The following is a 23,097-nucleotide window of genomic DNA, read 5'->3' on the forward strand; positions in this document are numbered from 1 at the left end:
CTGAGCCTGGCACAGCAGCCGCCCCTCTCGGGCGGTTTTTTTGTTGCCTGATGCGCCGCGCTCAGGGTTTTCGCCAATATGTGCATAATTGTTACCCTTGACCATGAACCGACTCGCCTCCATCCTGCCCTCCGCTCAAGTGCTTGTGAGCGTGGACGCCACCAGCAAGAAGCGTGCTTTTGAAGAAGCGGGTCTGCTGTTCGAGAGCCAGCACGGCCTCTCCCGGGCGCTGATCACCGACAGTCTGTTTGCCCGCGAACGCCTGGGCTCCACCGGGCTCGGTCATGGCGTGGCCATTCCCCATGGGCGCATCAAAGGCCTCAAGGCCCCGATGGCGGCCGTGTTTCAGTTGCTCAATCCCATTGGGTTCGATGCGCCGGACGAGTTGCCGGTGGGTCTGCTGATCTTTTTGCTGGTGCCCGAGGCGGCCACGCAAAAGCACCTGGAAATCCTCTCCGAGATTGCCGAGTTGCTCAGCGACTCTGCCTTGCGCGAAAAGCTCAAGGCCTGCGCTGATGCTGCCGAACTGCACGGCATGATCGCGGGCTGGCAATCCACCCAAACGGCCTGAGTGCTTTCCCCGCCGCCTGCGCTGATCACCCTGACTGACCTGCCGTGAAGCCCAATGTTGTCAGCGCCGATGTTCTTTTCGAGGAATTTCGCGGCCCCCTGAAGTGGGAGTGGGTGGCAGGTCTCGGAGCGTCCGAGCGCCGTTTTGACGAAGTGGCCGTGCGCTCCGCACGTTCCGGCGCCGATTTGGTCGGCTATCTCAACTACATCCATCCGTACCGGGTCCAGATCCTCGGCGAGCGCGAGATTGCGTACCTGAGCAACGCCTCCCCTGACGATTGCAAGCGCCGCATCGCCCGTATCGTGACGCTGGAGCCCCCCGTGCTGGTGCTGGCCGACAACCAGACCGCACCCGACGCGCTGGTGTCGATGTGCGAGCGCGCGCAGATTCCGATGTTTTCCACGCACGAGTCGTCGGCGTTTGTCATCGACGTGCTGCGCGCCTACCTGTCCAAGCACTTCGCTGACCGCACCACGATGCACGGCGTGTTCATGGATATTCTGGGCCTGGGCGTGATGATCACCGGCGAGTCGGGCCTGGGAAAGAGCGAGCTGGGCCTGGAGCTGATCTCGCGCGGCAACGGCCTGGTGGCTGACGATGCCGTGGATTTGTTCCGCATCAACCAGACCACCATCGAAGGCAAGTGCCCCGAGCTGCTTCAAAACCTGCTGGAAGTGCGCGGCATCGGCCTGCTCGATATCCGCGCCATCTTTGGCGAGACGGCGGTGCGCCGCAAGATGCGCCTCAAGCTCATCGTGCACCTGGTGCGTAAGGAGACGCTGGAGCGTGACTACGAGCGTCTGCCCTACGAGCCGCTTACGCAGGACGTGTTGGGCGTGCCGGTGCTCAAGGTCGTGATCCAGGTGGTCGCCGGCCGCAACATCGCCGTGCTGGTCGAGGCCGCCGTGCGCAACACCATCCTGCAACTGCGCGGCATCGACACCTACCAAGAGTTTGTCGAACGCCATCGCCGTGCCATGGAGCGTGATACGGGCGGCTAGCGGCGCTCAGGCCACCGGAACTGGCGCGGCCCATACCAGTGCTGTCGCGCTAGGGCCGCCCCGCCGCGCAGGGAGCGTCCCCCTCGGTGGGAAGACGCCGAAGGTGGCTCAGGGGGAGTCATTTCTTAGCGCAGTCGGCGCACTGTCCGTACAGCGCCATGGTGTGGTCCTGCACCAGCCAGCCCTTGGCCTTGGCCACCGCATGCTGCCGCTTTTCGATCTCGGGGTCGTAAAACTCTTCCACCTTGCCACACGAAGTGCAGATGAAGTGGTCGTGGTGTTGCCCTTCGTTGAGCTCGTACACCGCCTTGCCGCTCTCGAAATTGCTGCGGATCAGGATGCCAGCCTGCTCGAATTGTGTGAGCACCCGGTACACGGTGGCCAGGCCGATGTCCGAGCGCTCTTCCAGCAGCACGCGGAACACGTCTTCGGCCGTCATGTGGCGCTGCGCACCCTTCTGGAAAATCTCCAGAATCTTCAGTCGGGGCAGTGTGGCCTTGAGTCCCGTGCTTTTGAGTTCGTCGATATTGGTCATGGCTGGCTCTTTCGGGGGAGGGCAACCGGCTCAGGGTCTGGAGGGGCTGCCGCTACAATGGGACGATCATATCCTTTGGCCTTTTACCCATGCCCGTCCAAGCCCGTTACAGCGCCCGTCTGGGCCTGGTTGTGTTGATCGGTGCCAGCATGGCTGCCCTGACCGGTTGCGGCAGTCTGGATGGCGCCAGCAGCCGCATCGCCAACATCGTCAAGCCCTACCGGGTGGACGTGGTGCAGGGCAATTTCGTGTCCCGCGAGCAGGTCGAAGCCCTGCAGCCCGGCATGAGCCGCCAGCAAGTGCGCGAGATTCTCGGGACGCCGCTGGTCACCAGCCTGTTCCATGCGGACCGCTGGGAGTACGTGTTCACGCTCAAACGCCCTGGCGAAGAGATTCAGACCCGCAAACTGACCGTGTTCTTCAAGGGCGATGCCCTGGAGCGCTCCGAAGGCGATGAAATGCCGACCGAGACCGAGTTCGTCGCCACGCTGGGTGCGCGCGACGGTGCCAAGGGCAAGGTGCCGGCGTTGGAAGCCACGCCGGAGCAACTGGCCAAGTACCCGGTCAAGGAGCGCCCCGCGCCAGCAGCGGCCACGCCGCCGGCATTGCCTGCCGCCACCAGTTACCCGCCGCTTGAAGCGCCCGCGCGCTGAACCTTGCGGCCCTGGCAGTGAGCCCGGTGCGCTGGCTGCCCTATCAATGAACAGGACCTTTTCATGACCGCGACTTCTTCGCCTGCGGCTCCCGCGGCATCCCCCCTCCGTGTAGCCGTCGCCGGGGCTTCGGGCCGCATGGGCCGCATGCTGATCGAGGCCATCCGCGCCAGCGACGACTGCGTGCTGGCCGGTGCACTGGATGTGGCCGCCAGCCCGGCCATCGGCTCGGACGCCACGGCCTTTCTGGGCTACGCCAGCGGGGTGGCCATCACGGCCGACGTGGCGGCCGGCCTGAAGAACGCCGAGGTGCTCATTGACTTCACCCGCCCCGAGGGCACGCTGGCCCACCTGGCCGTGTGCAGCCGGCTGGGCGTGAAGGCCGTCATCGGCACCACCGGCTTCACCGATGCGCAAAAGGCCGAACTCGACGCCTACGCACAGCGCACCGCCATCATGTTCTCACCCAACATGAGCGTGGGTGTGAACGTCACGCTCAAGCTGCTGCAAATGGCCGCCAAGGCCATGGCCACGGGGTACGACATCGAAATCATCGAAGCCCACCACCGCCACAAGGTCGATGCACCCTCGGGCACCGCGCTCAAGATGGGCGAGGTGATTGCCGAGGCCCTGGGCCGCGACCTCAAGGACTGCGCCGTGTACGCCCGCGAAGGCGTGACGGGCGAGCGCGACCCCTCCAGCATCGGCTTTGCTGCCATCCGTGGTGGCGACATCGTGGGCGACCACACCGTGCTGTTTGCGGGCATCGGCGAGCGCATCGAGGTCACGCACAAGTCCTCCAGCCGCGCCACGTACGCGCAGGGCGCCTTGCGCGCCGTGCGCTTCCTGGCGGCCCACAAGACTGGCATGTTCGACATGTTCGACGTGCTGGGCTTGCACTGATCCGCCGACTCCCATGGACGCGCTCCACTGGTGGCGCCAGGGCGATGCCGTGACGCAAAGTGCGGCACTGGTCTTGCTGGCCATGTCGGTGGCAAGCTGGGTGGTCATTGTGTGGAAGCTGCGGCTCATGCGCCGCGCCAGTGCCGACGTGGCCCGCTGCACGGCCGCGTTCTGGCAGGCGCCCTCGCTGGCCCTCGCGCAGCAACGTTTGCAGTCTTTTGACCGGGATGCGCTAGTGCTTCCTTTGGTGGTTGCTGCAAATTTGATAGCAAATCACGACAGCATGGCCCAGTCCACGCTGGCCACGGCAGGCAGCCTGTCGCAGCGGCTCACGCGGGTGCTGCGCGATGCCCTGCACGATGTGCTGGGACGCCTGCAGTTTGGCCAGGTGCTGCTGGCCACGGTGGGCTCCACGGCGCCTTTTGTGGGGCTGCTGGGCACCGTGTGGGGCATCTACCACGCGCTCACCGCCATGGCAGGCGCGGGGCAGATCACCATTGATCGCGTCTCCGGGCCGGTGGGCGAGGCCCTGGTCATGACGGCGGCCGGACTGGCTGTGGCCATCCCTGCCGTGCTGGCCTACAACGTGTTTGGCCGCCTGATCGGCCGCATCGAGGCCGACCTGGAAGGATTTGCGCGCGATCTGCGAGAACTGCTCATCGACACGGCCCCCGTCCACAGTTTGGCTGGCACCACAGAAGACCTGAGCAATGCGAGCCGACCCGCCGCCGGGCCGCCCCAAGGTAGGTCAGCCCCCCTTGGGGGCAGCGAACCACGCGCAGCGGGGAGTGTGGGGGCATGAGCCGACCCGCCGCCGGGCCGCCCCAAGGCAGGTCAGCCCCCTTGGGGGGCAGCGAACCACGCGCAGCGGGGAGCGTGGGGGCATGAGTTTCGGACGACTCGAACGTACCACCGGGCCGCAGCCCATGAGCGACATCAACATGACGCCGCTGGTGGACGTGATGCTGGTGCTGGTGGTCATTTTCATCCTCACGGCACCGCTGCTGGCCAGCTCCATCCGGCTGGACCTGCCGCGCACCGAGGGCGCCACGCCCGGCACGGCCCCGCAATTTGTCACGCTGGTGGTCGACGCCTCGGGCCAGGCCTTTCTGGATGACCAGCCCCTGTCGCAAACCGCGCTGGCAGAGCGCCTGCGCCGCATTGGCGCCGAGCGCCCCGACACCGAGGTGCAACTGCGCGCCGACGCTGCCGTGCCCTACGGCCGCGTGGTCGAAGTCATGGGCGCGGCCCACCTGGCCGGGCTGCAGCGCATCGGATTTGTGGCCGAACCTGCAGCGAATCCTGTGTCGCCTGCGTCTCCAGCCCCGTCCCGCTGACCCGCCCCGGCTGCTGGCACGCCGGTGCCAGTCCCTGACCGCCTAAAATCCCTGCAGCGCGGCCCTGCGGCTGCACTCTTCTCTCACCCCCGAGCTCCCATGCAAGACAAATACTCTCCCCAAGACGTCGAACGCGCGGCGCACGACCACTGGACCGCCACCGACGCCTACCGCGTGACGGAAGACACGAGCAAGAAGAAGTTCTACGCCTGCTCCATGCTGCCCTACCCCAGCGGCAAGCTGCACATGGGCCACGTGCGCAACTACACCATCAACGACATGCTCACGCGCTACCTGCGCATGAACGGCCACAACGTCTTGATGCCCATGGGCTGGGACGCGTTCGGCCTGCCCGCCGAAAACGCGGCGCTGAAGAACGGCGTGCCACCGGCCAAGTGGACGTACGAAAACATCGCGTACATGAAAAAGCAGATGCAGGCCATGGGCCTGGCCATCGACTGGAGCCGCGAGGTGGCCACCTGCGACCCCGAGTACTACAAGTGGAACCAGTGGCTGTTTTTGAAGATGCTGGAAAAGGGCATTGCCTACCGCAAGACCCAGGTCGTGAACTGGGACCCGGTGGACCAGACCGTGCTGGCCAACGAGCAGGTGATTGACGGCAAGGGCTGGCGCACCGGTGCCACCGTGGAAAAGCGCGAAATCCCTGGCTACTACCTCAAGATCACCGACTACGCCGAAGAGCTGCTGGGCTTTGTGACGGGCGACAAGCTGCCCGGCTGGCCCGAGCGCGTGAAGCTGATGCAGGAGAACTGGATCGGCAAGAGCGAAGGCGTGCGCTTCGCCTTCCCGCACGACATCCGGGGTGATGACGGCGCGCTGATCGGCGACGGCAAGATGTACGTGTTCACCACGCGCGCCGACACCATCATGGGTGTGACCTTCTGCGCCGTGGCGCCCGAGCACCCGCTGGCCGCCCATGCCGCCAAGACCAACCCTGCGCTCCAAGCCTTCATCGAAGAGTGCAAGAGCGGCGGCACCACCGAGGCCGAGTTGGCCACGCAAGAGAAGAAGGGCGTGCCCACGGGCCTGTTCGTCACCCACCCGCTCACCGACGAAAAGGTGCAGGTCTGGGTCGGCAACTACGTGCTGATGGGCTATGGCGACGGCGCCGTGATGGGCGTGCCCGCCCATGATGAGCGCGACTTCGCGTTCGCCCTCAAGTACGGCATCGAGATCAAGCAGGTTGTGCTGGTCGATGGCGAACACTTTGACTACCACCAGTGGAACGACTGGTACGGCGACAAGCAGCGCGGCGTCACCATCAACTCCGACAGCTTCAGCGGCCTGTCGTACAAGGAAGCCGTGAACGCCGTGGCCCATGCACTGGAGCAAAATGGCCTGGGCGAGAAGAAGACCACCTGGCGACTGCGCGACTGGGGCGTGAGCCGCCAGCGCTACTGGGGCACGCCGATCCCGATCATCCACTGCGACGAGCACGGCGCCGTACCCGTGCCCGAAAAAGACCTGCCCGTGGTGCTGCCGCAAGACTGCATCCCCGACGGCTCGGGCAACCCGCTGCACAAGCACGAAGGCTTCCACGCGGGCGTGACCTGCCCCGTGTGTGGCAAGGCTGCCCGCCGCGAGACTGACACCATGGACACGTTCGTGGACAGCTCGTGGTACTTCATGCGGTACTGCGACCCCAAGAATGCGGACGCCATGGTGGCCTGTGGTGCCGACTACTGGATGCCGATGGACCAGTACATCGGTGGTATCGAACACGCCATCCTGCACCTGCTGTACGCCCGCTTCTGGACCAAGGTCATGCGCGACCTGGGCCTGGTCAAGGTCGATGAGCCCTTTACCAAGCTGCTCACGCAGGGCATGGTGCTCAACCACATCTACAGCCGCCGCACTGCCAAGGGCGGCAAGGACTACTTCTGGCCGCACGACGTGGAGCATGTGCTCGATGAAGGCGGCAAGATCATCGGTGCCAAGCTCAAGAACGAAGCCACCAGCGGCGACGGCATGTTGCCCGTGGGCACGCCCATCGACTACGAGGGCGTGGGCACCATGTCCAAGTCCAAGAACAACGGCGTGGACCCGCAGGACCTGATCGAGAAGTACGGCGCCGACACGGCCCGCCTGTACACCATGTTCACCGCGCCGCCCGAAGCCACGCTGGAGTGGAACGACGCTGCGGTGGAAGGCAGCTACCGCTTCCTGCGCCGCGTGTGGAACTTCGGCCTCAAGCTCTCGGCCATCGACCGCGAGGCTGCCATGGCCAGCGTGGCCGGTGCCAGCAGCCTGCAGGACGTGCAGTTTGGCAAGGACGCCAAGGCCCTGCGCCTGGAGATCCACAACGTGCTCAAGCAGGTGGACTACGACTACCAGCGCATGCAGTACAACACCGTGGTCTCCGGCGCGATGAAGATGATCAACGCGCTCGAAGATTTCAAGGCCATGGACTCGGCCGGTGCCCAGGTGGCGCTGATCGAAGGCTTTGGCATCCTGCTGCGCTGCCTGTACCCCGCCACACCCCACATCGCCCACAGCCTGTGGACGGGCCTGGGCTACGCCGGTGCGCTGGGCGACCTGCTCGATGCGCCCTGGCCGCAGGTGGATGCCGGTGCGCTGGTGCAGGACGAGATCGAACTCATGCTGCAGGTCAACGGCAAGCTGCGCGGATCCATCCATGTACCCGCCCAGGCCGACAAGGCCGAGATCGAGCGCATTGCGCTGGCCAGCGAGGCCTTTGTGGCCCAGGCCGCAGGTGCTCATCCGAAACGCGTGATCGTGGTGCCAGGTCGCCTGGTGAACGTGGTGGTCTGACCCCATGAACAAACGCACACTGCTCAGTCTGGCCCCGGTGGCCCTGTTGTCTGCCTGCGGATTCCGGCTGCGTGGCGTGCCGGAGTTCGGGTTTGGCTCGCTCTACATCGCGGCCCCTGCCAGCTCGCCGCTGGCGCGTGAGCTGCAGCGCACACTCGACGGATCGGGCAGCCAGCTCAAACTGCTGCGCGACCCGGCCAGCATGCCGACGGCAGAGGCCATCTTCGATCTGCTGCAGGAGCAGCAGGAGCGTGTGGTGGTGGGCCTCAACGCGTCGGGACAGGTGCGCGAACTGCAGCTGCGCCTGCGCATCAAGTTCCGCCTGCGCACGCCCACCGGCGTGGAGCTGATCCCGGACACCGAGCTGCTGCAGCAGCGCGACATCAGCTACAACGAAACCATTGCGCTGGCCAAGGAGGCCGAAGAGGCGCTGCTCTACCGCGACATGCGGACCGACCTGGTGCAGCAGCTCATGCGCCGGCTCGCGGCGGCCAAGCGCTAAGAGCAGCTCACAGAACTCCCCTGGCGTTGTTGCCTCGCCTTGTCGTACTAGTCGTACTGCCTGCGGCGGAACGCCTGGCCATGGCCGCTTCACTGAGTTTTGTGAGCTGCTCTAAGAATGTTCGCGCTCAGGCGCTCAGCGTCGGCCCCTGGCCGTGCGAGGGCACGCGCATGAGCGTGCTCTTGCCAAACAGCGACTCCACCAGGTCCACCGCCAGCACGGCCGTGCGGTTGCGCACATCGAGCGCGGGGTTGAGCTCCACAATGTCCAGCGAGGCCAGGCGCCCGCTGTCGGCAATCATCTCCATGCACAACTGCGCCTCGCGGTAAGTGGGGCCACCGGGCACCGTGGTGCCAACGCCGGGCGCGATGTCGGGGTCCAGAAAGTCCACATCAAAGCTCACATGCAGGTGGGTGTGTGCATCCAGCCCGGCCAGCGCCTGCTGCATGGTCTGGCGCATGCCCACCTCGTCGATGTAGCGCATGTCGAACACCTCCAGGCCCTGCTCGTGCACAAAACGCTTTTCGCCCGCGTCCACGCTGCGGATGCCGATCTGCCGGATCTGTGAAGGGTGCAGCGCCGGGCCACCGCCCGGCATGCGGGCCAGCCCGGTCAGCGCCTCGGGGCCAAACCCGCACAGGCAGGCCACGGGCATGCCATGCACATTGCCGCTGGGGGTCAGTGCACTGGTGTTGAAGTCGGCATGGGCATCGAGCCACAGCACCCGCAGTTTTTTTCCCACCTCCGCGCAATGGCGGGCCACGGCGCTGATGCTGCCCAGGCCCAGGCAGTGGTCGCCGCCCAGCAGGATGGGCAGGTGGCCCAACTGCAGTTCTGCATACACGGCGTCGAACACGCGCTGGTTCCATTCCACCACCTCGGGCAGGTGGCGGTAGCCGTCTACGGGTGGCTGCCACGGGTTGGCGGGGCCACTCAGGTTGCCCCGGTCAAACACCTGCAGCCCGTGGGACTCCAGCGCCGCCTGCAGGCCGGCCACACGCAAGGCCTCGGGCCCCATGGAGGCGCCGCGCGCGCCGGCGCCGATGTCGGTGGGGGCGCCGATCAGGCTGGTGGGCTGGGCGCTGCGCAGGGCGGTGGGGGGCATGGCGGTCTGACTTTCTGGGTATGGCAGTGAGCGGGAAGGGCGCGGGCGCCCGGGGGAATTCTCAGGGCTTTGGGCGCCAATGAACAGCGCCGTAGCTGATCGGTTCGTGACCTCTCTTGTGCACTGTGAGGGCATACGCTGGCAATTTGCGCAATGCCGGGCCTGCCCAGGCGATAAACTTTGCCGCATGCAAGTCGCCCTGGCCCAACTCTCTCAGCATCTTCAACGGGGCCTGTCGCCGCTTTATGTCCTGCATGGCGATGAGCCCTTGCTCCAGCAAGAGGCGGCCGACGCCATCCGCGCCACCGCCCGCACCCAGGGCTACACCGAGCGCAGCAGCTACACCGTGGCCGGTGCCCACTTCGACTGGAGTGCGGTGCTGGCGGCCGGCGGGTCACTCAGCCTGTTTGCCGACAAGCAGATCGTCGAGATCCGCATTCCGTCGGGCAAGCCCGGCAAGGACGGCAGCGTGGCGCTGCAGCAGATCGCCGAATCGGCCCGGGGTAACGACAGCACCCTCACCATGGTCATGCTGCCGCGCCTCGATAAAGCCACCAAAACCGGTGCCTGGTTTGCCGCGCTGGAGGGTAACGGCACGTCGATTCAGATCGACCCCATCGAGCGCGGCCAACTGCCGCAGTGGATCGCAGCGCGCCTGGCCGCGCAGGGCCAGCGTGTGGTCGCGGGGGAGGAAGGCCAGCGCACCCTGCAGTTTTTTGCCGATCGTGTGGAAGGCAACCTGCTGGCCGCGCACCAGGAAATCCAGAAGCTGGCCCTGCTGCACCCGGCAGGCGAGCTGACGCAGGCGCAGGTCGAAGCCGCCGTGCTCAACGTGGCGCGCTATGACGTGTTCAAGCTGTCCGAATCGGTGCTGGCCGGGCAGACGGCCCGCGTGCAGCGCATGCTCGACGGCCTGCAGGCCGAGGGTGAGGCCGAGGTGCTGGTGCACTGGGCGCTGGCCGAAGACATCCGCGCCCTCAAGCGCGTGAAAGACGCGATGAACGCCGGGCGCCCCTTGCCCATGGCGCTGCGCGAGAACCGCATCTGGGGCCCCAAGGAGCGGCTGTTTGAACGCATCCTGCCCAAGGCCAGCGACGCCGCTTTGGCTCGCCTGCTGCAGTCGGCCCACACGGTGGATGGCATTGTCAAAGGCCTCAAGCAGCCCGACTGGCCGCAAGACGGCTGGCAGGCCCTGCAGCGCCTGGCCTTGCAGCTGTGCCGCCTGACCAGCGCGGCGCGGTGATGGCGCATGTGGATGCCACCCTGCGGCCCTCGCAGGGTTCTCGGCCCCTGCGCCTCCCCAACGACGACTCCTCCAACGGCTGGTCCGCCATCCTGCCCCCGCGCACGCCGCGCCCTGCGTTGCAGGGCGATGTGCTGGCCGACTGGCTGGTGCTGGGCGCGGGCTTTGCGGGCCTGGCCGCCGCGCGCCGCCTGGCCGAGCTGCGCCCCCACGCCCACATCGTGGTGGTGGACGCAGGCACCGTGGGCAACAACGCCTCGGGCCGCAACTCGGGCTTTGCTATTGATGTGCCGCACAACATCGGCAGCTCGCTCGAAGAACTGCGCCAGGCCGCGCACTACCAGGCGTTGCTCACGGCGGGCATGAACGACCTGGAACTGCTGGTGGCGCAGCACCGCATCGACTGCCAATGGCGCCGCGCAGGCAAGTACCACTGCGCCGTCTCGCCCGCCGCCGAGCGCACGCTGCAGCACCATGTGGATGAGCTGCGCGCCCTGGGGGCTGCGCACGAGCTGCTGGACCGCAACGCCCTGGCCGCGCGCCTGGGCACCAGCTACTTTGCCGCCGGGCTCTACACGCCAGGCACCGTGCTGCTCAACCCCGCCGCGCTGTGCCGGGGCTTGGCCGATGTGCTGCCTGCCAACGTCTCCCTGCACGAGCAAACGCCGGTGCAGCGGCTGGACCTGTCAGGCAGCAAGGTGGTGGCGCACACCCCGCAGGGCCGTGTGCGTGCGCCGCAACTGTTGCTGGCGGCCAATGGGTTTGCGCAGCAGCTGGGGCTGTTCGGCAGCGCCTGGGGAGCGGAGACGTTTCCGCTGGTCACCTTTGGCTCGCTCACAGCCCCGCTCACGCCCGAGCAGCGCAGCCGCCTGGGCGCGCCCGAGGGCTGGGGCGTGACGCCCGCCAGCGCCGTCACGGGGGCCACGTTGCGCTACACGGACGACCACCGCATTCTGGTGCGCCAGGGCTTTGAATATGCGCCGCAGTTCCGCGTCAGCCCTGCGGTGCGCGAGCGCCTGCGGCGCGAGCATGCGGCCGTGTTTGCGGCGCGTTTTCCGCAGCTGGCCGATGTGGCGTTGGAGCATTTCTGGGAAGGCTCGATCGCCATCACCCGCAATGGCGCACCGCGCTGGGGGCGGCTGGCCCCGCAGGTGCATGGGGTGGCTGGGTGCAATGGGGCGGGGGTGGTGAAGTTCACGGCCCTGGGGGCTCTGGCAGCGGATTTGGCGCTGGGGCAGGACCACCCGTTGCTGGCGCATGCCTTGGCCTTGGGTGGGCCGACGCGCATGCCGCCGCAGCCGTTCATGGGGCTGGGGGTGCGGGCTTATATTGCGCGGGAGAAGTGGTTGGGGCGGGCGGAGGTTTGATTATTTTTGGCTTCTAGTGCCTGTGAGATAAGCACTGAAAGCTATTAAATTAGGAGTGGTTGTCGGGGCTTGCTCGCTGATTTGGTGGCATGCCTGTGCGCACGGCGGGAGCCGGGTTGTCGCCCCGGCGGGCGAGGTACTTTTCTTTGCTTCGCCAAAGAAAAGTACCCAAAAGAAAGGCGGCCCCAACTGTCTGCGTCCCTGCGCTTCGCTTCGGGCAACCTGCGGTGCTCGCGTCCAGCGGGGTCTCGCTCAAACTCGCTGCGCTCAGACAGTCGCGAGCCCTGACCCGCTGGCCGCTGCGCTCCTCGGCGCATACAGAGGGGATGGGAAACGAACAGCCACTCGGGCCGTCGCGTTGCTCGGCCCCGGAGTGGTCAGCCAGCGTTCAATGTGCCCTGTGCTTTTTCAGCCCACATCGTCAAGTTCGCCACCAGATCCTTTTGGCTGAACGAGCAGCTTTCTTCCGAAAACAGCGCGCTCGATTCCAGTCGGTCCAGCAGGTTCAGCAGCACATCGCTGTAGCGCGGGGGCAGGGCGGCGAGTAGGGTGGTTTGCTGGCGGGCCAGGGTGCTGAGGGTGGCGGCGGTGTGGTCGCCGCGTTCAAAGGCTTGCAGGGCCTGGGTGAAGGTGGTGAGCTGGGTGTGGGCGGTGTCGGTCATGGCGTAGCCGGGCGGGTCGATGGAGAGTGACAGGCCCGAGGGTAAAGCAGCCATGGGCCCGCGCCCACCGGGCCGATACCAAGTGCGGCAAAATCGCCGGATGAACGCCCTCAACGTCGCTGAATATACGCACTCCCTCGGTCTCCAGGCAAAAACGGCCTCTGCGCTGATGGCCAAAGCGCCAGCAGCTATCAAAAACAAAGCGCTCAAGGCGCTGGCCCGGTTGCTGCGCGAGAACGTGGCTGCGCTGCAGGTCGACAATGCCAAAGACCTGGAACGCGCCGTGGCCAATGGGCTGGCGGGCCCGATGGTGGACCGGCTCAAGCTCACCCCCAAGGTGCTGGAGACTTGTGCCGAGGGCTGCGAGCAGCTGGCCGCTATGCCCGACATCATTGGCGAGATCCTGGGCATGAAGCAGCAGCCCAGCGGCATTCGCGTCGGGCAGATGCGGGTGCCGATTGGCGTGTTCGGCATGATCTACGAGAGCCGTCCCAACGTCACCATCGAAGCCGCGTCGTTGTCGATCAAGAGCGGCAACGCCTGCATCTTGCGCGGCGGCTCCGAGGCGATTGACTCGAACAAGGCGCTGGCCAAGCTGGTGCAGCAGGCGCTGGCCGAGGCGGGTCTGCCGCAAGACGCGGTGCAACTGGTGCAGACCACCGACCGCGAGGCCGTGGGCCAGCTGATCGCCATGCCGCAGTTTGTGGACGTGATCATCCCGCGCGGCGGCAAGGGCCTGATCGAGCGCATCAGCCGCGATGCCAAGGTGCCCGTCATCAAGCACCTGGATGGCAACTGCCACACCTATGTGGACGACCCCTGCGACATCGCGATGGCCGTCAAGGTGGCTGACAACGCCAAGACCAACAAGTACAGCCCCTGCAACGCGAGCGAAGGCCTGCTGGTGGCGCGTGGCGTGGCGGCAGATTTTCTGCCCCAGATCGGCGCGGTGTACGCCGCCAAGGGCGTGGAGATGCGGGGTTGCCCCGAGTCGCTGGCGATTTTGCAGTCGGTGCCAGGTGCCAATCTGGTGCCCGCCACCGAGCAGGACTGGAGCGAGGAATACCTAGCCCCCATCATCAGCGTGAAGGTGGTGGCGGGCGTGGATGAGGCCATTGCGCACATCAACCACTATTCCAGCCACCACACCGATGCCATCCTGACGCGCGACCACATGCATGCCCAGCAGTTCCTGCGCGAGGTGGATTCGGCCAGCGTGATGGTGAACGCCAGCACGCGGTTTGCCGACGGCTTCGAGTACGGCCTGGGCGCCGAAATCGGCATCAGCACCGACAAGTTCCATGCGCGGGGCCCGGTGGGCATCGAAGGCCTCACTTCGCTCAAGTACGTGGTGCTGGGCGAAGGTGAGGTGCGGGCCTGATGTGCTCCTGAAACAATAGCTGCTGGCGCATGTTCGACTAGCGCTTGCGGCCTATTTCATATGAAAATCATCATCCTCGGCGCCGGCCGCGTGGGCCAGAGCGTGGCAGACAGCCTGGTGTCCGAGCGCAACGACATCACCGTCATCGACACCGACGCCGCGCGCCTGCGCGACCTGGAGTCGCGGTTTGATCTGCGCGGGGTGGTGGGCAACGGCATCGAGCCTGCCGTGCTGGCCGAGGCGGGGGCCGAGGACACCGACCTGCTGATTGCCTGCGCCGCGCAGGACGAGACCAACCTGGTGTGCTGCAAGATCGCGCAGCTGCTGTTCAACATCCCCAAGCGCATTGCGCGGGTGCGGACCACAGGCTTCGAGGCCCATGAGCGGCTGGTGGGCCCCGAGGGGTTTGCGGTGGACCGCATCATCTGCCCCGAAGAATCGCTGACCCGCTATATCGGCAAGCTCATCGAGTACCCCGAGGCCATGCAGGTGCGCGAATTTGCCGGAGGTCGCGCATGCCTGGTGTCGGTGCGGGCGCGTGCGGGGGCTCCGATGGTGGGGCACTCCATCGGCGCGCTGCGCGAGAGTGCGCCGGAGCTGGCGATGCGCATGGTGGCCATCTACCGGCGCTTCCCCGACGAGCCTGACCGCTTTATCGCCTGCGACGGCCGCACGCGCGTCGAGCCGGGGGACGAGGTGTTCGTGCTGGCCGCGCACGAGCACATCGCCAACGTGCTGGCCGCTCTGCACCGCCCGGCATCCCAGCAGCTCCAGCCTGTGCGCCGCATCATGATTGCGGGCGGCGGCCGGCTGGGTCTGCGGCTGGCGCGGCAGCTCAGCCAGGCGGGCGGGCGTTTTCATATCAAGATCATCGAGGACCACGCGGACCGCTGCGTGGAGCTGGCGTCGGCCCTGCCGCCTGAGGTGCTGGTGCTGCAGGGCGACACCACCGACGAAGACCTGCTGGGTGACGAAGGCATCGAGGAGGTGGACCTGTTCCTCGCGCTCACCGACGACGACGAGGACAACATCATGTCGTGCCTGCTGGCCAAGCGCATGGGCGCAAGCCGGGTGCTGGCCCTCATCAACCGGCGCAGTTATGCCGACCTGATGCACGGAACGCAGATCGATATCGCGCTGTCGCCCGCGCAGGCCATGCTGGGTGAGCTGCTGGCCTATGTGCGCCAGGGCGACGTGCAGGCCGTGCACAGCCTGCGCCGTGGCGTGGCCGAGGCGCTGGAGATCGTGGCGCGCGGCGACCGCAAAAGCTCGCGCGTGGTCGGCCGCAAGGTCAGTGACCTGCAGCTGCCGCGCGATGTGCACATCGGCCTGATCGTGCGCGGTCTGCCTGACGCGTCGGAAACCACGGGTGCATCCGCTGCCGATCTGCGCGAGCCCGAGGTCATCATCCCGCGCAGCGCCACGGTGATCGAGAGCAATGACCACGTGGTGTTCTTCCTGCCCAACAAACGGCTGGTGCGCGATGTGGAAAAGCTCTTTCGCGTTAGCGCGACTTTTTTCTGACCTGGCACCGAGCTGCGCGAGACCCCCATGACGGACATGTTTCCCGTTCTGCGCGTGCTGGGCATTCTGGTAATGATCTTCTCGCTGTCCATGGGCCTGCCGCTGGCAGTCTCGCTGTGGACGCGCGACGGCGTCTGGTTTGTGTACCCGCTGTCCATGGGCGCCACGATGCTGGCGGGCGCGTGGCTGTGGTGGCGGCTGCGGCTGTTCCGGCAAGAGCTGCAGCCGCGCCACGGCGTGATGCTGGTGTCGCTGGCGTGGATGCTGCTGCCCCTGTCGGCCGCGCTGCCGCTGATGCTGGCCGGGCACTACACCGGGCACCCGCTGTCGTTCACGCACGCCTACTTCGAGGCGGTGTCGGGGCTGACGACCACGGGCTCCACCGTGCTGGCGGGCCTGGATGCGTTGCCGGTGTCGGTGAATGTGTGGCGCACCTTTTTGCAGTGGATGGGGGGCATGGGCATCCTGATTTTGGCCGTGGCCGTGCTGCCGCTGCTGGGCGTCGGGGGCAGCCAGCTGTTCAAGGCCGAGGCGGCGGGGCCGCTGAAGGACACCAAGCTCACGCCACGCATGACCGGCACGGCCAAGGGGCTCTGGGGGGTGTATGCGCTGTTCTCCGTGCTGTGTGGCCTGGCCTACTGGGCCGGGGGCATGGGGCCGCTGGATGCGTTAATGCACATGTTCACCACCGTGAGCCTGGGCGGGCTGTCGTCGCACGACCTGAGCTTTGGGTACTTCCAGTCGCCGCTGCTGGAGGCGATCTGCATCTTCTTCATGCTGGTGGCCAGCTGCAATTTTGCGCTGTACTTCGTCGCCATTCGCAAGGGCCAGTGGGGCGGCTTCTGGCGCGACCCGGAGCTGCGGGCCACGCTGGTGACGCTGATTGGCGGCGGTCTGCTGGTGGCTCTGCTGTTGTGGGCCAAGGGCGTGTATGGGCCGCTGGACGCGCTGCGCCATGGCATGTTCAATCTGGTGTCGCTGGCCACCACCACCGGCTACGCCACGGTGGACTACCTGGCATGGCCCGTGTTTGCGCCGGTGTTCATGCTGCTGCTGTCGGGTGTGGCCACCAGTGCGGGCTCGACGGGCGGGGGCATCAAGATGGTCCGCATGCTCATTCTGGTCAAGCAGGCGCGCCGCGAGATGAACCGCCTGGTGCACCCGCGCGCCGTGCAGCCGGTGCAACTGGGCGGCGCTGCAGTGGACAACCGGGTGATCTTCTCGGTGCTGGCCTTCATGCTGGTCTATGGCGGCACGGTCTTCGGGTTGAGCATGGTCATGCTGCTGACAGACCTGGACCCGGTGACGGCGTTCTCGGTGGTGCTGGCCAGCGTCAATTGCGCGGGGCCGGGCCTGGGCAGCGTGGGGCCGGCGTCCAACTACGCGGTGCTGACCGATTTTCAGATCTGGGTGTGCACGCTGGCCATGCTGCTGGGCCGGCTGGAGATATTGAGCTTTATGGCCTTGCTGACCCCGGCGTTCTGGCGCCGGTAGGGCGCAGGGCCGTGGCATCACCAAGGGGTGGCTTGCGAAAAACCGGCCTGACCCCACATTCTACAATTCACTGCAATCGCTTCCCGAGGGCTTTCCATGGTTCCGCATCTCATCACGGCCCTCACCGGGCCGATCAACGAACTCGAACAGCGCATTCTCGACTCGATGCCCGCCATCGAGCGCTGGTTCCGGCTGGAGTGGATGGAGCACACGCCGCCGTTCTATACGTCGGTAGACATCCGCAATGCAGGCTTCAAGCTGGCGCCGGTCGATACCAACCTGTTCCCGGGCGGCTGGAATAACCTGACCAAGGAGATGCTGCCCCTGGCCGTGCAGGCTGCGATGGCCGCCATCGAGAAGATCTGCCCCGAAGCGCGCAACCTGCTGATCATTCCGGAGAACCACACGCGCAACACGTTCTACCTGTCCAACGTGGTGCAGCTGCAGCGCATCTTCAACATGGCGGGCCTGAACGTGCGGGTGGGCTCCATCAGCCCCGAGATCAAGAAGTCCACGCTGATCGAGCTGCCCAACGGCGACACCGTGACCCTGGAACCCGTGGTGCGCACCAAGCGCCGCCTGGGGCTCAAGGACTTTGACCCCTGCACCATCCTGCTGAACAACGACCTCACCGCAGGCGCCCCCGGCATTCTGGAAGACATCCACGAGCAGTATCTGCTGCCCCCGCTGCACGCCGGCTGGAGCGTGCGCAAGAAGAGCACCCACTTCAAGAACTACGAAGAGGTGGCCAAGCGCTTTGGCAAGATGCTGGGCATCGACCCCTGGCTGGTCAACCCCATGTACAGCCAGTGCGGCGAGGTGGACTTTGCCGAAGGCACGGGCATGGACCAGCTGCAGACCAGTGTGGATGCACTGCTGACCAAGGTGCGCCGCAAGTACAAGGAATACGGCATCAACGAAAAGCCCTTCGTGATCGTCAAAGCCAACAATGGCACCTACGGCATGGGCATCATGACCGTGCGCGACGCCAAGGAGCTGGACGCCGTCAACCGCAAGACCCGCAACAAGATGGCCGTGATCAAGGACGGCCAACCCGTGAGCGAGGTCATCATCCAGGAAGGCGTGCTGACGCAGGAGCGCGTGAACGATGCCGTGGCCGAGCCCGTGGTCTACATGATGGACCGCTACGTGGTGGGCGGCTTCTACCGCATGCATGCCGAGCGCGGTGTGGATGAGAACCTCAACGCCCCCGGCGCGAGCTTTGTGCCCCTGGCCTTTGAACACAGCACCCACATGCCCCAGCCTGGCGTGCGCCCGGGTGTGAGCGCGCCCAACCGCTTCTATATGTACGGCGTGGTGGCCCGGCTGGCGATGCTGGCGGCCAGCTACGAGCTGGAGGCCACCAACCCCGACGCCGAGGTGTACGACTGAAAACCAGGGTCTCTGGGGCCCCTTACGGGTCTTGGGGGCACCGGGTTTCAACGTCTGCGCCCTCTCGGCGACGCTGCACAGCGGGCCTGCGGGGGAGTGCGGTGGTCCCGCATGCCACGCCCGCGCCCGGTTGCCAAGGGCAAGTTGCTGCGTCGCAACATGGGGTTTCGCCTCCAATCGCTTGATCTGGCTCAGGCGCACAATAGCGTTCCCAAAAGTAACGGAACCCCGTCAGGCCCAGTGCGCGGGGGTGGTCAGTGCAAAGCTCCAAGTCATCGCTCGCAGCGCTCACGCTGGGCGCCATCGGTGTTGTGTATGGCGATATCGGCACCAGCGTGCTGTATGCCGTCAAGGAGGTGTTCGGGTCCGGCCATGTGCCGTTCACGCCCGCAAACATCTACGGCATCCTCTCCATCTTTTTCTGGACCCTCACGGTCATCGTCTCCCTGAAGTACGTGGTGCTGGTGCTGCGCGCCGACAACCACGGTGAGGGGGGCCTCATCGCCATGCTGGCCCTGGCCTCCCAGGCGGTCAAAGACAAGCCCCAGCTGCGCAGCGTGTTGCTGGCCGTGGGCATTTTTGGCACTTCGCTGTTTTACGGCGATGGCGTCATCACCCCGGCCATCTCGGTGCTGTCGGCGGTGGAGGGGCTGGAAGTGGTGTCGGATCACTTCAAGCACTACGTGATACCGATCACGCTGGTGGTGCTGTTTTGCCTGTTTGCCGTGCAAAAGCGCGGCACGGGCGGCATCGGCAAGTTTTTTGGCCCCATCACGTTGGTGTGGTTTGTCACCATCGCGCTGCTGGGCGTGTCGCACATCGTGGGGCACCCGGAGATCTTGTGGGCGCTGAGTCCGCACCACGCGCTGGGCTTCATGTGGGCCAACCCGGGCACCAGTTTCATCATTCTGGGCGCGGTGGTGCTGTGCGTGACGGGCGCCGAGGCCTTGTATGCCGACCTGGGCCACTTCGGCAAGCGCCCGATCCGCATGGCCTGGTTTGGTGTGGCCATGCCGGCGCTCACCCTCAATTATTTTGGCCAGGGCGCGCTGCTGCTGGCTGAGCCCGAGGCCGTCAAGAACCCGTTCTATCTGATGGCCCCCGACTGGGCGCTGGTGCCTTTGGTGATCCTGGCCACCATGGCCACCGTGATTGCCTCGCAGGCGTTGATCACCGGCGCATTCAGCGTGACCAAGCAGGTCATCCAGCTGGGCTACCTGCCGCGCCTGAACATCCAGCACACCAGCGTGCGCGACACGGGCCAGATCTACATGCCGCTGGTCAACTGGGGGCTGTTCGTGGCCATCGTGCTGGCGGTGGTGATGTTCCGCTCGTCGAGCAATCTGGCAGCCGCCTACGGCATCGCGGTGACGCTGGACATGCTGATCACCACCACGCTGACCTTCTTCGTGATCCGCTACGGCTGGCGGTATCCGCTGGCGCTGTGCGTTGCGGCCACGGGCTGCTTCTTTGTGGTGGACCTGGCGTTCTTCGCCTCCAACCTGCTCAAGCTGTTCCAGGGTGGCTGGTTCCCGCTGATGATCGGCGGCATCGTGTTCTCGCTCATGATGACCTGGAAGGAAGGGCGCCGCCTGCTCAATGACAAGCTGCGTGCCGACGCCATCGACCTCAAGGACTTCCTGGAGTCGATCTTCATCAGCCCGCCCACGCGGGTGGATGGCACAGCCGTCTTCCTGACGGCCGAAACCGGCGCGGTGCCCAATGCCCTGCTGCACAACCTCAAGCACAACAAGGTGCTGCACCAGCAAAACCTGTTTGTCACCGTGCACAACCACGAGACGCCCTGGATTGGTCTGGACAAGCGGCTGCAAGTCGAATCGCTGGGGCACGACTGCTGGCAGGTGGTGGTGCATTACGGTTTCAAGAACGACCCCGACCTGCCCCGCGCGCTGGAGCTGCTGCGTGGGCGTGGTTGCGAGCTGGAGTCGATGACCACCAGCTATTTCCTGTCGCGGGACACCGTCATCCCCACCATCGGCAGCGGCATGGCGCCTTGGCGCGAAAAGCTGTTTGCCCAAATGCACCACAACGCCAGTGGCGCGGCCGACTTTCTGCACCTGCCCAATAACGCGGTGGTCGAGCTGGGCTCCAAGATCGAGATCTGACGGGCTGAGGGGGCTCCCCCTGGCCTGGGACGGAGTCTCGGGCTGGTTTTACGCTGTTTTTGCCTTGTAGCGCTAGTGCTCATTGTCTGAGGTGCTATTAATACTGTAGCTTTTGGAGTGGGCTGACGGCCTGCCTGAGCGCCAGGCGCGCGCGGTGCCAGAATCGCGCCCATGCAATTTTTCAAAGACCTGAGCCTTTCCACGGCGGTGGCGGGTTTCGTGGCGGTGCTGGTGGGCTTTACCAGCTCGGTGGCCATCGTCTTCCAGGCCGCCCTGGCATTTGGGGCCACACCCGCGCAGATCACGTCCTGGATGTGGGCGCTGGGTCTGGGCATGGGACTGTGTTCGCTGGTGCCCTCGCTGATCTTGCGCCAGCCCGTCATGGTGGCTTGGTCCACACCGGGCGCCGCCGTGCTGGCCACTGCGGGGTTGGCGGGCGGTTTCAGCATGGGCGAGGCCATCGGCGCCTTCATGATCAGCGCGTTGCTCATCACCCTGGCGGGCGTCACCGGCTGGTTCGAGCGCGTGATGAACCGCATCCCCATGGAAATCGCCGCTGCCCTGCTGGCCGGCGTGCTGGCCCGCTTTGGCCTGCAGGCGTTTGCGGCAGCCCAGACCGCATTGCCCTTGGTGCTGCTGATGTTGATGGTGTATCTGGTGAGCCGCCGTTTGGCTGCCCGGTATGCGGTGGTCATCACCCTCGCCATGGCGGTGGTGTTCGTGGCCACCCAGGGGCAGATGGCCTGGTCGGCGGTGCAGCTGGAGCTGGCCCTGCCGGTTTTCACGGCGCCCCAGTTCAGCGTAGCGGCTGCCGTCAGCCTGGCGATTCCTTTGTTTGTGGTCACCATGGCGTCGCAGAACCTGCCCGGGGTGGCGGTGATCCGGGCGTCGGGCTACAACTTGCCCATCTCCCGGCTCATCACGCTCACGGGTCTGGCCACCCTGGTGCTGGCGCCCTTCGGGGCGTTTGCGCTCAACTTCAGCGCCATCACCGCCGCGATGTGCATGGGCCCCGAGGCACACGCCGATCGCCGCCGGCGCTACACGGCCGCGGTGGCATGTGGCGCCATCTATGTGGCGATCGGTCTGTTTGGCGCAGTCATCACCGGGCTGCTTACCGCCTTTCCCAAAGAGCTGGTGGTGGCCATTGCGGGTTTGGCGCTTCTGGGCACCATTGGCAACGGCCTGGCGGCGGCGCTGCAGGACGAGTCGCACCGCGAGGCGGCACTCATTACCTTTCTCGTCACCCTCAGTGGCGTAGTCATCGTTGGGGTGGGCTCGGCCTTCTGGGGCGTGGTGGCCGGCAGCATTGCGCTATTTGTGCAACAGTACAGGCGTTCGCAGGCCAGCGGCGCGTAAGTCGCCTTGGCTGCCTGGGCCCCTGGCCTCCTCCATTCCTTGACCCGACACCATGAAACTGCTCTTCATCGCCGACCCGTTGCAAAGCTTCAAGATCTACAAGGACACCACCTTCGCCATGATGCGCGAGGCACAGCGGCGTGGTCATACCCTCACGGTCTGCGAACCGCAGCACATCACCTGGCAGCGCGGCAGCAAGGTCACCGCACGGGTGCAGGACGTCCGCCTCACGGGGGATTCCACCCATTGGTACGAGGCCCAGCCGCAGCGCAGCGCAGCGTTGGCCGACTTCGACGCGGTGCTCATGCGCAAGGACCCGCCCTTCGACAGCGAGTACTTTTACGCCACCCACCTGCTGGAGCAGGCGGAGCGCGATGGCGCCCGGGTGTTCAACAAACCCAGCGCTCTGCGGGACCATCCGGAAAAGCTGGCCATCATGGAGTTTCCACAGTTCATCGGACCGACACTGGTCACCCGGGATGCGGAAGACATTCGCCGCTTTCATGCAGAGCACCAGGACATCATCCTCAAGCCTTTGGATGGCATGGGTGGGATGGGCATCTTCCGTGTGGGCTCAGACGGCCTCAACCTGGGGAGCATCACCGAAACCCTCAATCGTCACGGCGCGCAAAGCGTGATGGTGCAAAAGTTTTTGCCCGAAATCGTCGATGGCGACAAACGGGTCCTCATCATCGGCGGCAAGCCTGTGCCGTTCTGCCTGGCGCGCATTCCTCAGGGCAGCGAAGTGCGCGGCAATCTGGCCGCTGGCGGCAAGGGCGTGGCTCGCCCTCTGTCTGCGCGGGATCGTGAGATTGGCGAAGCGCTGGGCCCGGTGCTGCAGTCGCGTGGCTTGCTGCTGGCCGGCGTGGATGTGATCGGCGACTGCGTCACAGAGATCAATGTCACCAGCCCGACCTGCTTCCAGGAAATCTTTGATCAGACAGGCTGCGATGTGGCCTTCCTATTTGTAGACGCTTTGGAGTCTGCGGTTGCGGCCGTTGGTGGTTGAGGGGTTTGTCTCGTGTACAGGGACTGTTAGATCAATCCCTGGGTTTACCCTGCTGCCTGTTGTAAACCGTGCTATAGTCGAAGGCTTCGCTACTGAGACCTGAGCGCAAAAGTGTTGGGGTCGAGGGGGTGGTTTGTGGT

Annotated in this window: 20 protein-coding genes; 17 read left to right on the plus strand and 3 right to left on the minus strand. The window is 65.6% G+C overall.

Annotated elements, in window-relative coordinates:
• Nucleotides 1-103: 103 nt before the first annotated feature.
• Together ASC83_RS23170 and hprK are read left to right on the plus strand one after the other, a co-directional pair.
• Entirely contained in the window at nt 104-571 is a 468-nt protein-coding gene (locus tag ASC83_RS23170; protein ID WP_056068066.1) for a PTS sugar transporter subunit IIA, read from the plus strand.
• A 44-nt stretch (nt 572-615) separates the two neighbouring features.
• Nucleotides 616-1,572: an HPr(Ser) kinase/phosphatase gene (gene hprK / locus ASC83_RS23175; RefSeq protein WP_056068067.1), complete on the plus strand. Its 957-nt coding sequence runs from the start codon at nt 616-618 to the stop codon at nt 1,570-1,572.
• Between the two features lie 118 nt (nt 1,573-1,690).
• Here hprK and fur read toward each other — a convergent pair whose 3' ends face one another.
• Nucleotides 1,691-2,107 (minus strand): ferric iron uptake transcriptional regulator, encoded by a 417-nt coding sequence (gene fur, locus ASC83_RS23180; RefSeq protein ID WP_056068069.1) that lies wholly within the window; start codon nt 2,105-2,107, stop codon nt 1,691-1,693.
• Nucleotides 2,108-2,196: 89 nt separating this feature from the next.
• Here fur and ASC83_RS23185 point away from each other — a divergent pair, with 89 nt between their 5' ends.
• The 6 genes from ASC83_RS23185 to lptE all read left to right on the plus strand — a co-directional run bounded on the left by ASC83_RS23185 (nt 2,197) and on the right by lptE (nt 8,295).
• Nucleotides 2,197-2,760 (plus strand): outer membrane protein assembly factor BamE, encoded by a 564-nt coding sequence (locus ASC83_RS23185; RefSeq protein WP_056068072.1) that lies wholly within the window; start codon nt 2,197-2,199, stop codon nt 2,758-2,760.
• A gap of 63 nt (nt 2,761-2,823) precedes the next feature.
• Nucleotides 2,824-3,663, plus strand: a complete 840-nt coding sequence (gene dapB / locus ASC83_RS23190) for a 4-hydroxy-tetrahydrodipicolinate reductase (RefSeq protein ID WP_082522578.1) — start codon at nt 2,824-2,826, stop codon at nt 3,661-3,663.
• Between the two features lie 13 nt (nt 3,664-3,676).
• The gene (locus ASC83_RS23195) at nt 3,677-4,465 is read left to right on the plus strand and encodes a MotA/TolQ/ExbB proton channel family protein (RefSeq protein WP_082522579.1); all 789 of its coding nucleotides are present in this window, start codon (nt 3,677-3,679) and stop codon (nt 4,463-4,465) included.
• Between the two features lie 82 nt (nt 4,466-4,547).
• Complete coding sequence (locus ASC83_RS23200; protein ID WP_056068075.1) at nt 4,548-5,000, plus strand: biopolymer transporter ExbD; 453 nt, start codon at nt 4,548-4,550, stop codon at nt 4,998-5,000.
• Nucleotides 5,001-5,099: 99 nt separating this feature from the next.
• Nucleotides 5,100-7,793 carry a leucine--tRNA ligase gene (gene leuS / locus ASC83_RS23205; protein WP_056068077.1) on the plus strand — a complete coding sequence of 898 codons (2,694 nt, stop codon included), beginning with the start codon at nt 5,100-5,102 and terminating at the stop codon, nt 7,791-7,793.
• Between the two features lie 4 nt (nt 7,794-7,797).
• Nucleotides 7,798-8,295, plus strand: coding sequence for an LPS assembly lipoprotein LptE (lptE, locus tag ASC83_RS23210; RefSeq protein WP_056068079.1), 498 nt, complete (start codon nt 7,798-7,800; stop codon nt 8,293-8,295).
• Nucleotides 8,296-8,422: 127 nt separating this feature from the next.
• On the opposite strand, the gene rocF is transcribed toward lptE, so the two are convergent.
• Nucleotides 8,423-9,400 carry an arginase gene (gene rocF, locus ASC83_RS23215; protein WP_056068081.1) on the minus strand — a complete coding sequence of 326 codons (978 nt, stop codon included), beginning with the start codon at nt 9,398-9,400 and terminating at the stop codon, nt 8,423-8,425.
• Nucleotides 9,401-9,587: 187 nt separating this feature from the next.
• Here rocF and holA point away from each other — a divergent pair, with 187 nt between their 5' ends.
• Entirely contained in the window at nt 9,588-10,643 is a 1,056-nt protein-coding gene (holA, locus tag ASC83_RS23220) for a DNA polymerase III subunit delta (protein ID WP_056068083.1), read from the plus strand.
• A complete protein-coding gene (locus tag ASC83_RS23225) occupies nt 10,616-12,010 on the plus strand; it encodes an FAD-binding oxidoreductase (protein ID WP_235509451.1) in 1,395 nt (464 codons plus the stop codon). The genes holA and ASC83_RS23225 overlap by 28 nt, the downstream gene beginning before the upstream one ends.
• A 377-nt stretch (nt 12,011-12,387) precedes the next feature.
• Here ASC83_RS23225 and ASC83_RS23230 read toward each other — a convergent pair whose 3' ends face one another.
• Nucleotides 12,388-12,726, minus strand: coding sequence for a hypothetical protein (locus tag ASC83_RS23230; protein ID WP_082522581.1), 339 nt, complete (start codon nt 12,724-12,726; stop codon nt 12,388-12,390).
• A gap of 46 nt (nt 12,727-12,772) precedes the next feature.
• Between ASC83_RS23230 and ASC83_RS23235 the strand changes: the two genes are divergently transcribed.
• From ASC83_RS23235 to gshB, 7 genes are all read left to right on the plus strand, one after another.
• Nucleotides 12,773-14,053 carry a glutamate-5-semialdehyde dehydrogenase gene (locus tag ASC83_RS23235; protein ID WP_056068089.1) on the plus strand — a complete coding sequence of 427 codons (1,281 nt, stop codon included), beginning with the start codon at nt 12,773-12,775 and terminating at the stop codon, nt 14,051-14,053.
• A gap of 60 nt (nt 14,054-14,113) precedes the next feature.
• Nucleotides 14,114-15,577: a Trk system potassium transporter TrkA gene (gene trkA, locus ASC83_RS23240; protein ID WP_056068090.1), complete on the plus strand. Its 1,464-nt coding sequence runs from the start codon at nt 14,114-14,116 to the stop codon at nt 15,575-15,577.
• 27 nt (nt 15,578-15,604) lie between these two features.
• Complete coding sequence (locus ASC83_RS23245; protein ID WP_056068093.1) at nt 15,605-17,071, plus strand: TrkH family potassium uptake protein; 1,467 nt, start codon at nt 15,605-15,607, stop codon at nt 17,069-17,071.
• Nucleotides 17,072-17,167: 96 nt separating this feature from the next.
• Nucleotides 17,168-18,463, plus strand: a complete 1,296-nt coding sequence (gshA, locus tag ASC83_RS23250; RefSeq protein ID WP_015016114.1) for a glutamate--cysteine ligase — start codon at nt 17,168-17,170, stop codon at nt 18,461-18,463.
• 257 nt (nt 18,464-18,720) lie between these two features.
• Nucleotides 18,721-20,589, plus strand: coding sequence for a potassium transporter Kup (locus tag ASC83_RS23255; RefSeq protein WP_056068096.1), 1,869 nt, complete (start codon nt 18,721-18,723; stop codon nt 20,587-20,589).
• 171 nt (nt 20,590-20,760) lie between these two features.
• The gene (locus ASC83_RS23260) at nt 20,761-21,948 is read left to right on the plus strand and encodes a benzoate/H(+) symporter BenE family transporter (protein ID WP_056068099.1); all 1,188 of its coding nucleotides are present in this window, start codon (nt 20,761-20,763) and stop codon (nt 21,946-21,948) included.
• A gap of 52 nt (nt 21,949-22,000) precedes the next feature.
• Nucleotides 22,001-22,957: a glutathione synthase gene (gene gshB, locus ASC83_RS23265; RefSeq protein WP_056068102.1), complete on the plus strand. Its 957-nt coding sequence runs from the start codon at nt 22,001-22,003 to the stop codon at nt 22,955-22,957.
• Nucleotides 22,958-23,097 lie beyond the last annotated feature (140 nt).

The organism is Acidovorax sp. Root402 (genome assembly GCF_001425125.1).
GTDB classification, from domain to species: domain Bacteria; phylum Pseudomonadota; class Gammaproteobacteria; order Burkholderiales; family Burkholderiaceae_C; genus Acidovorax; species Acidovorax delafieldii.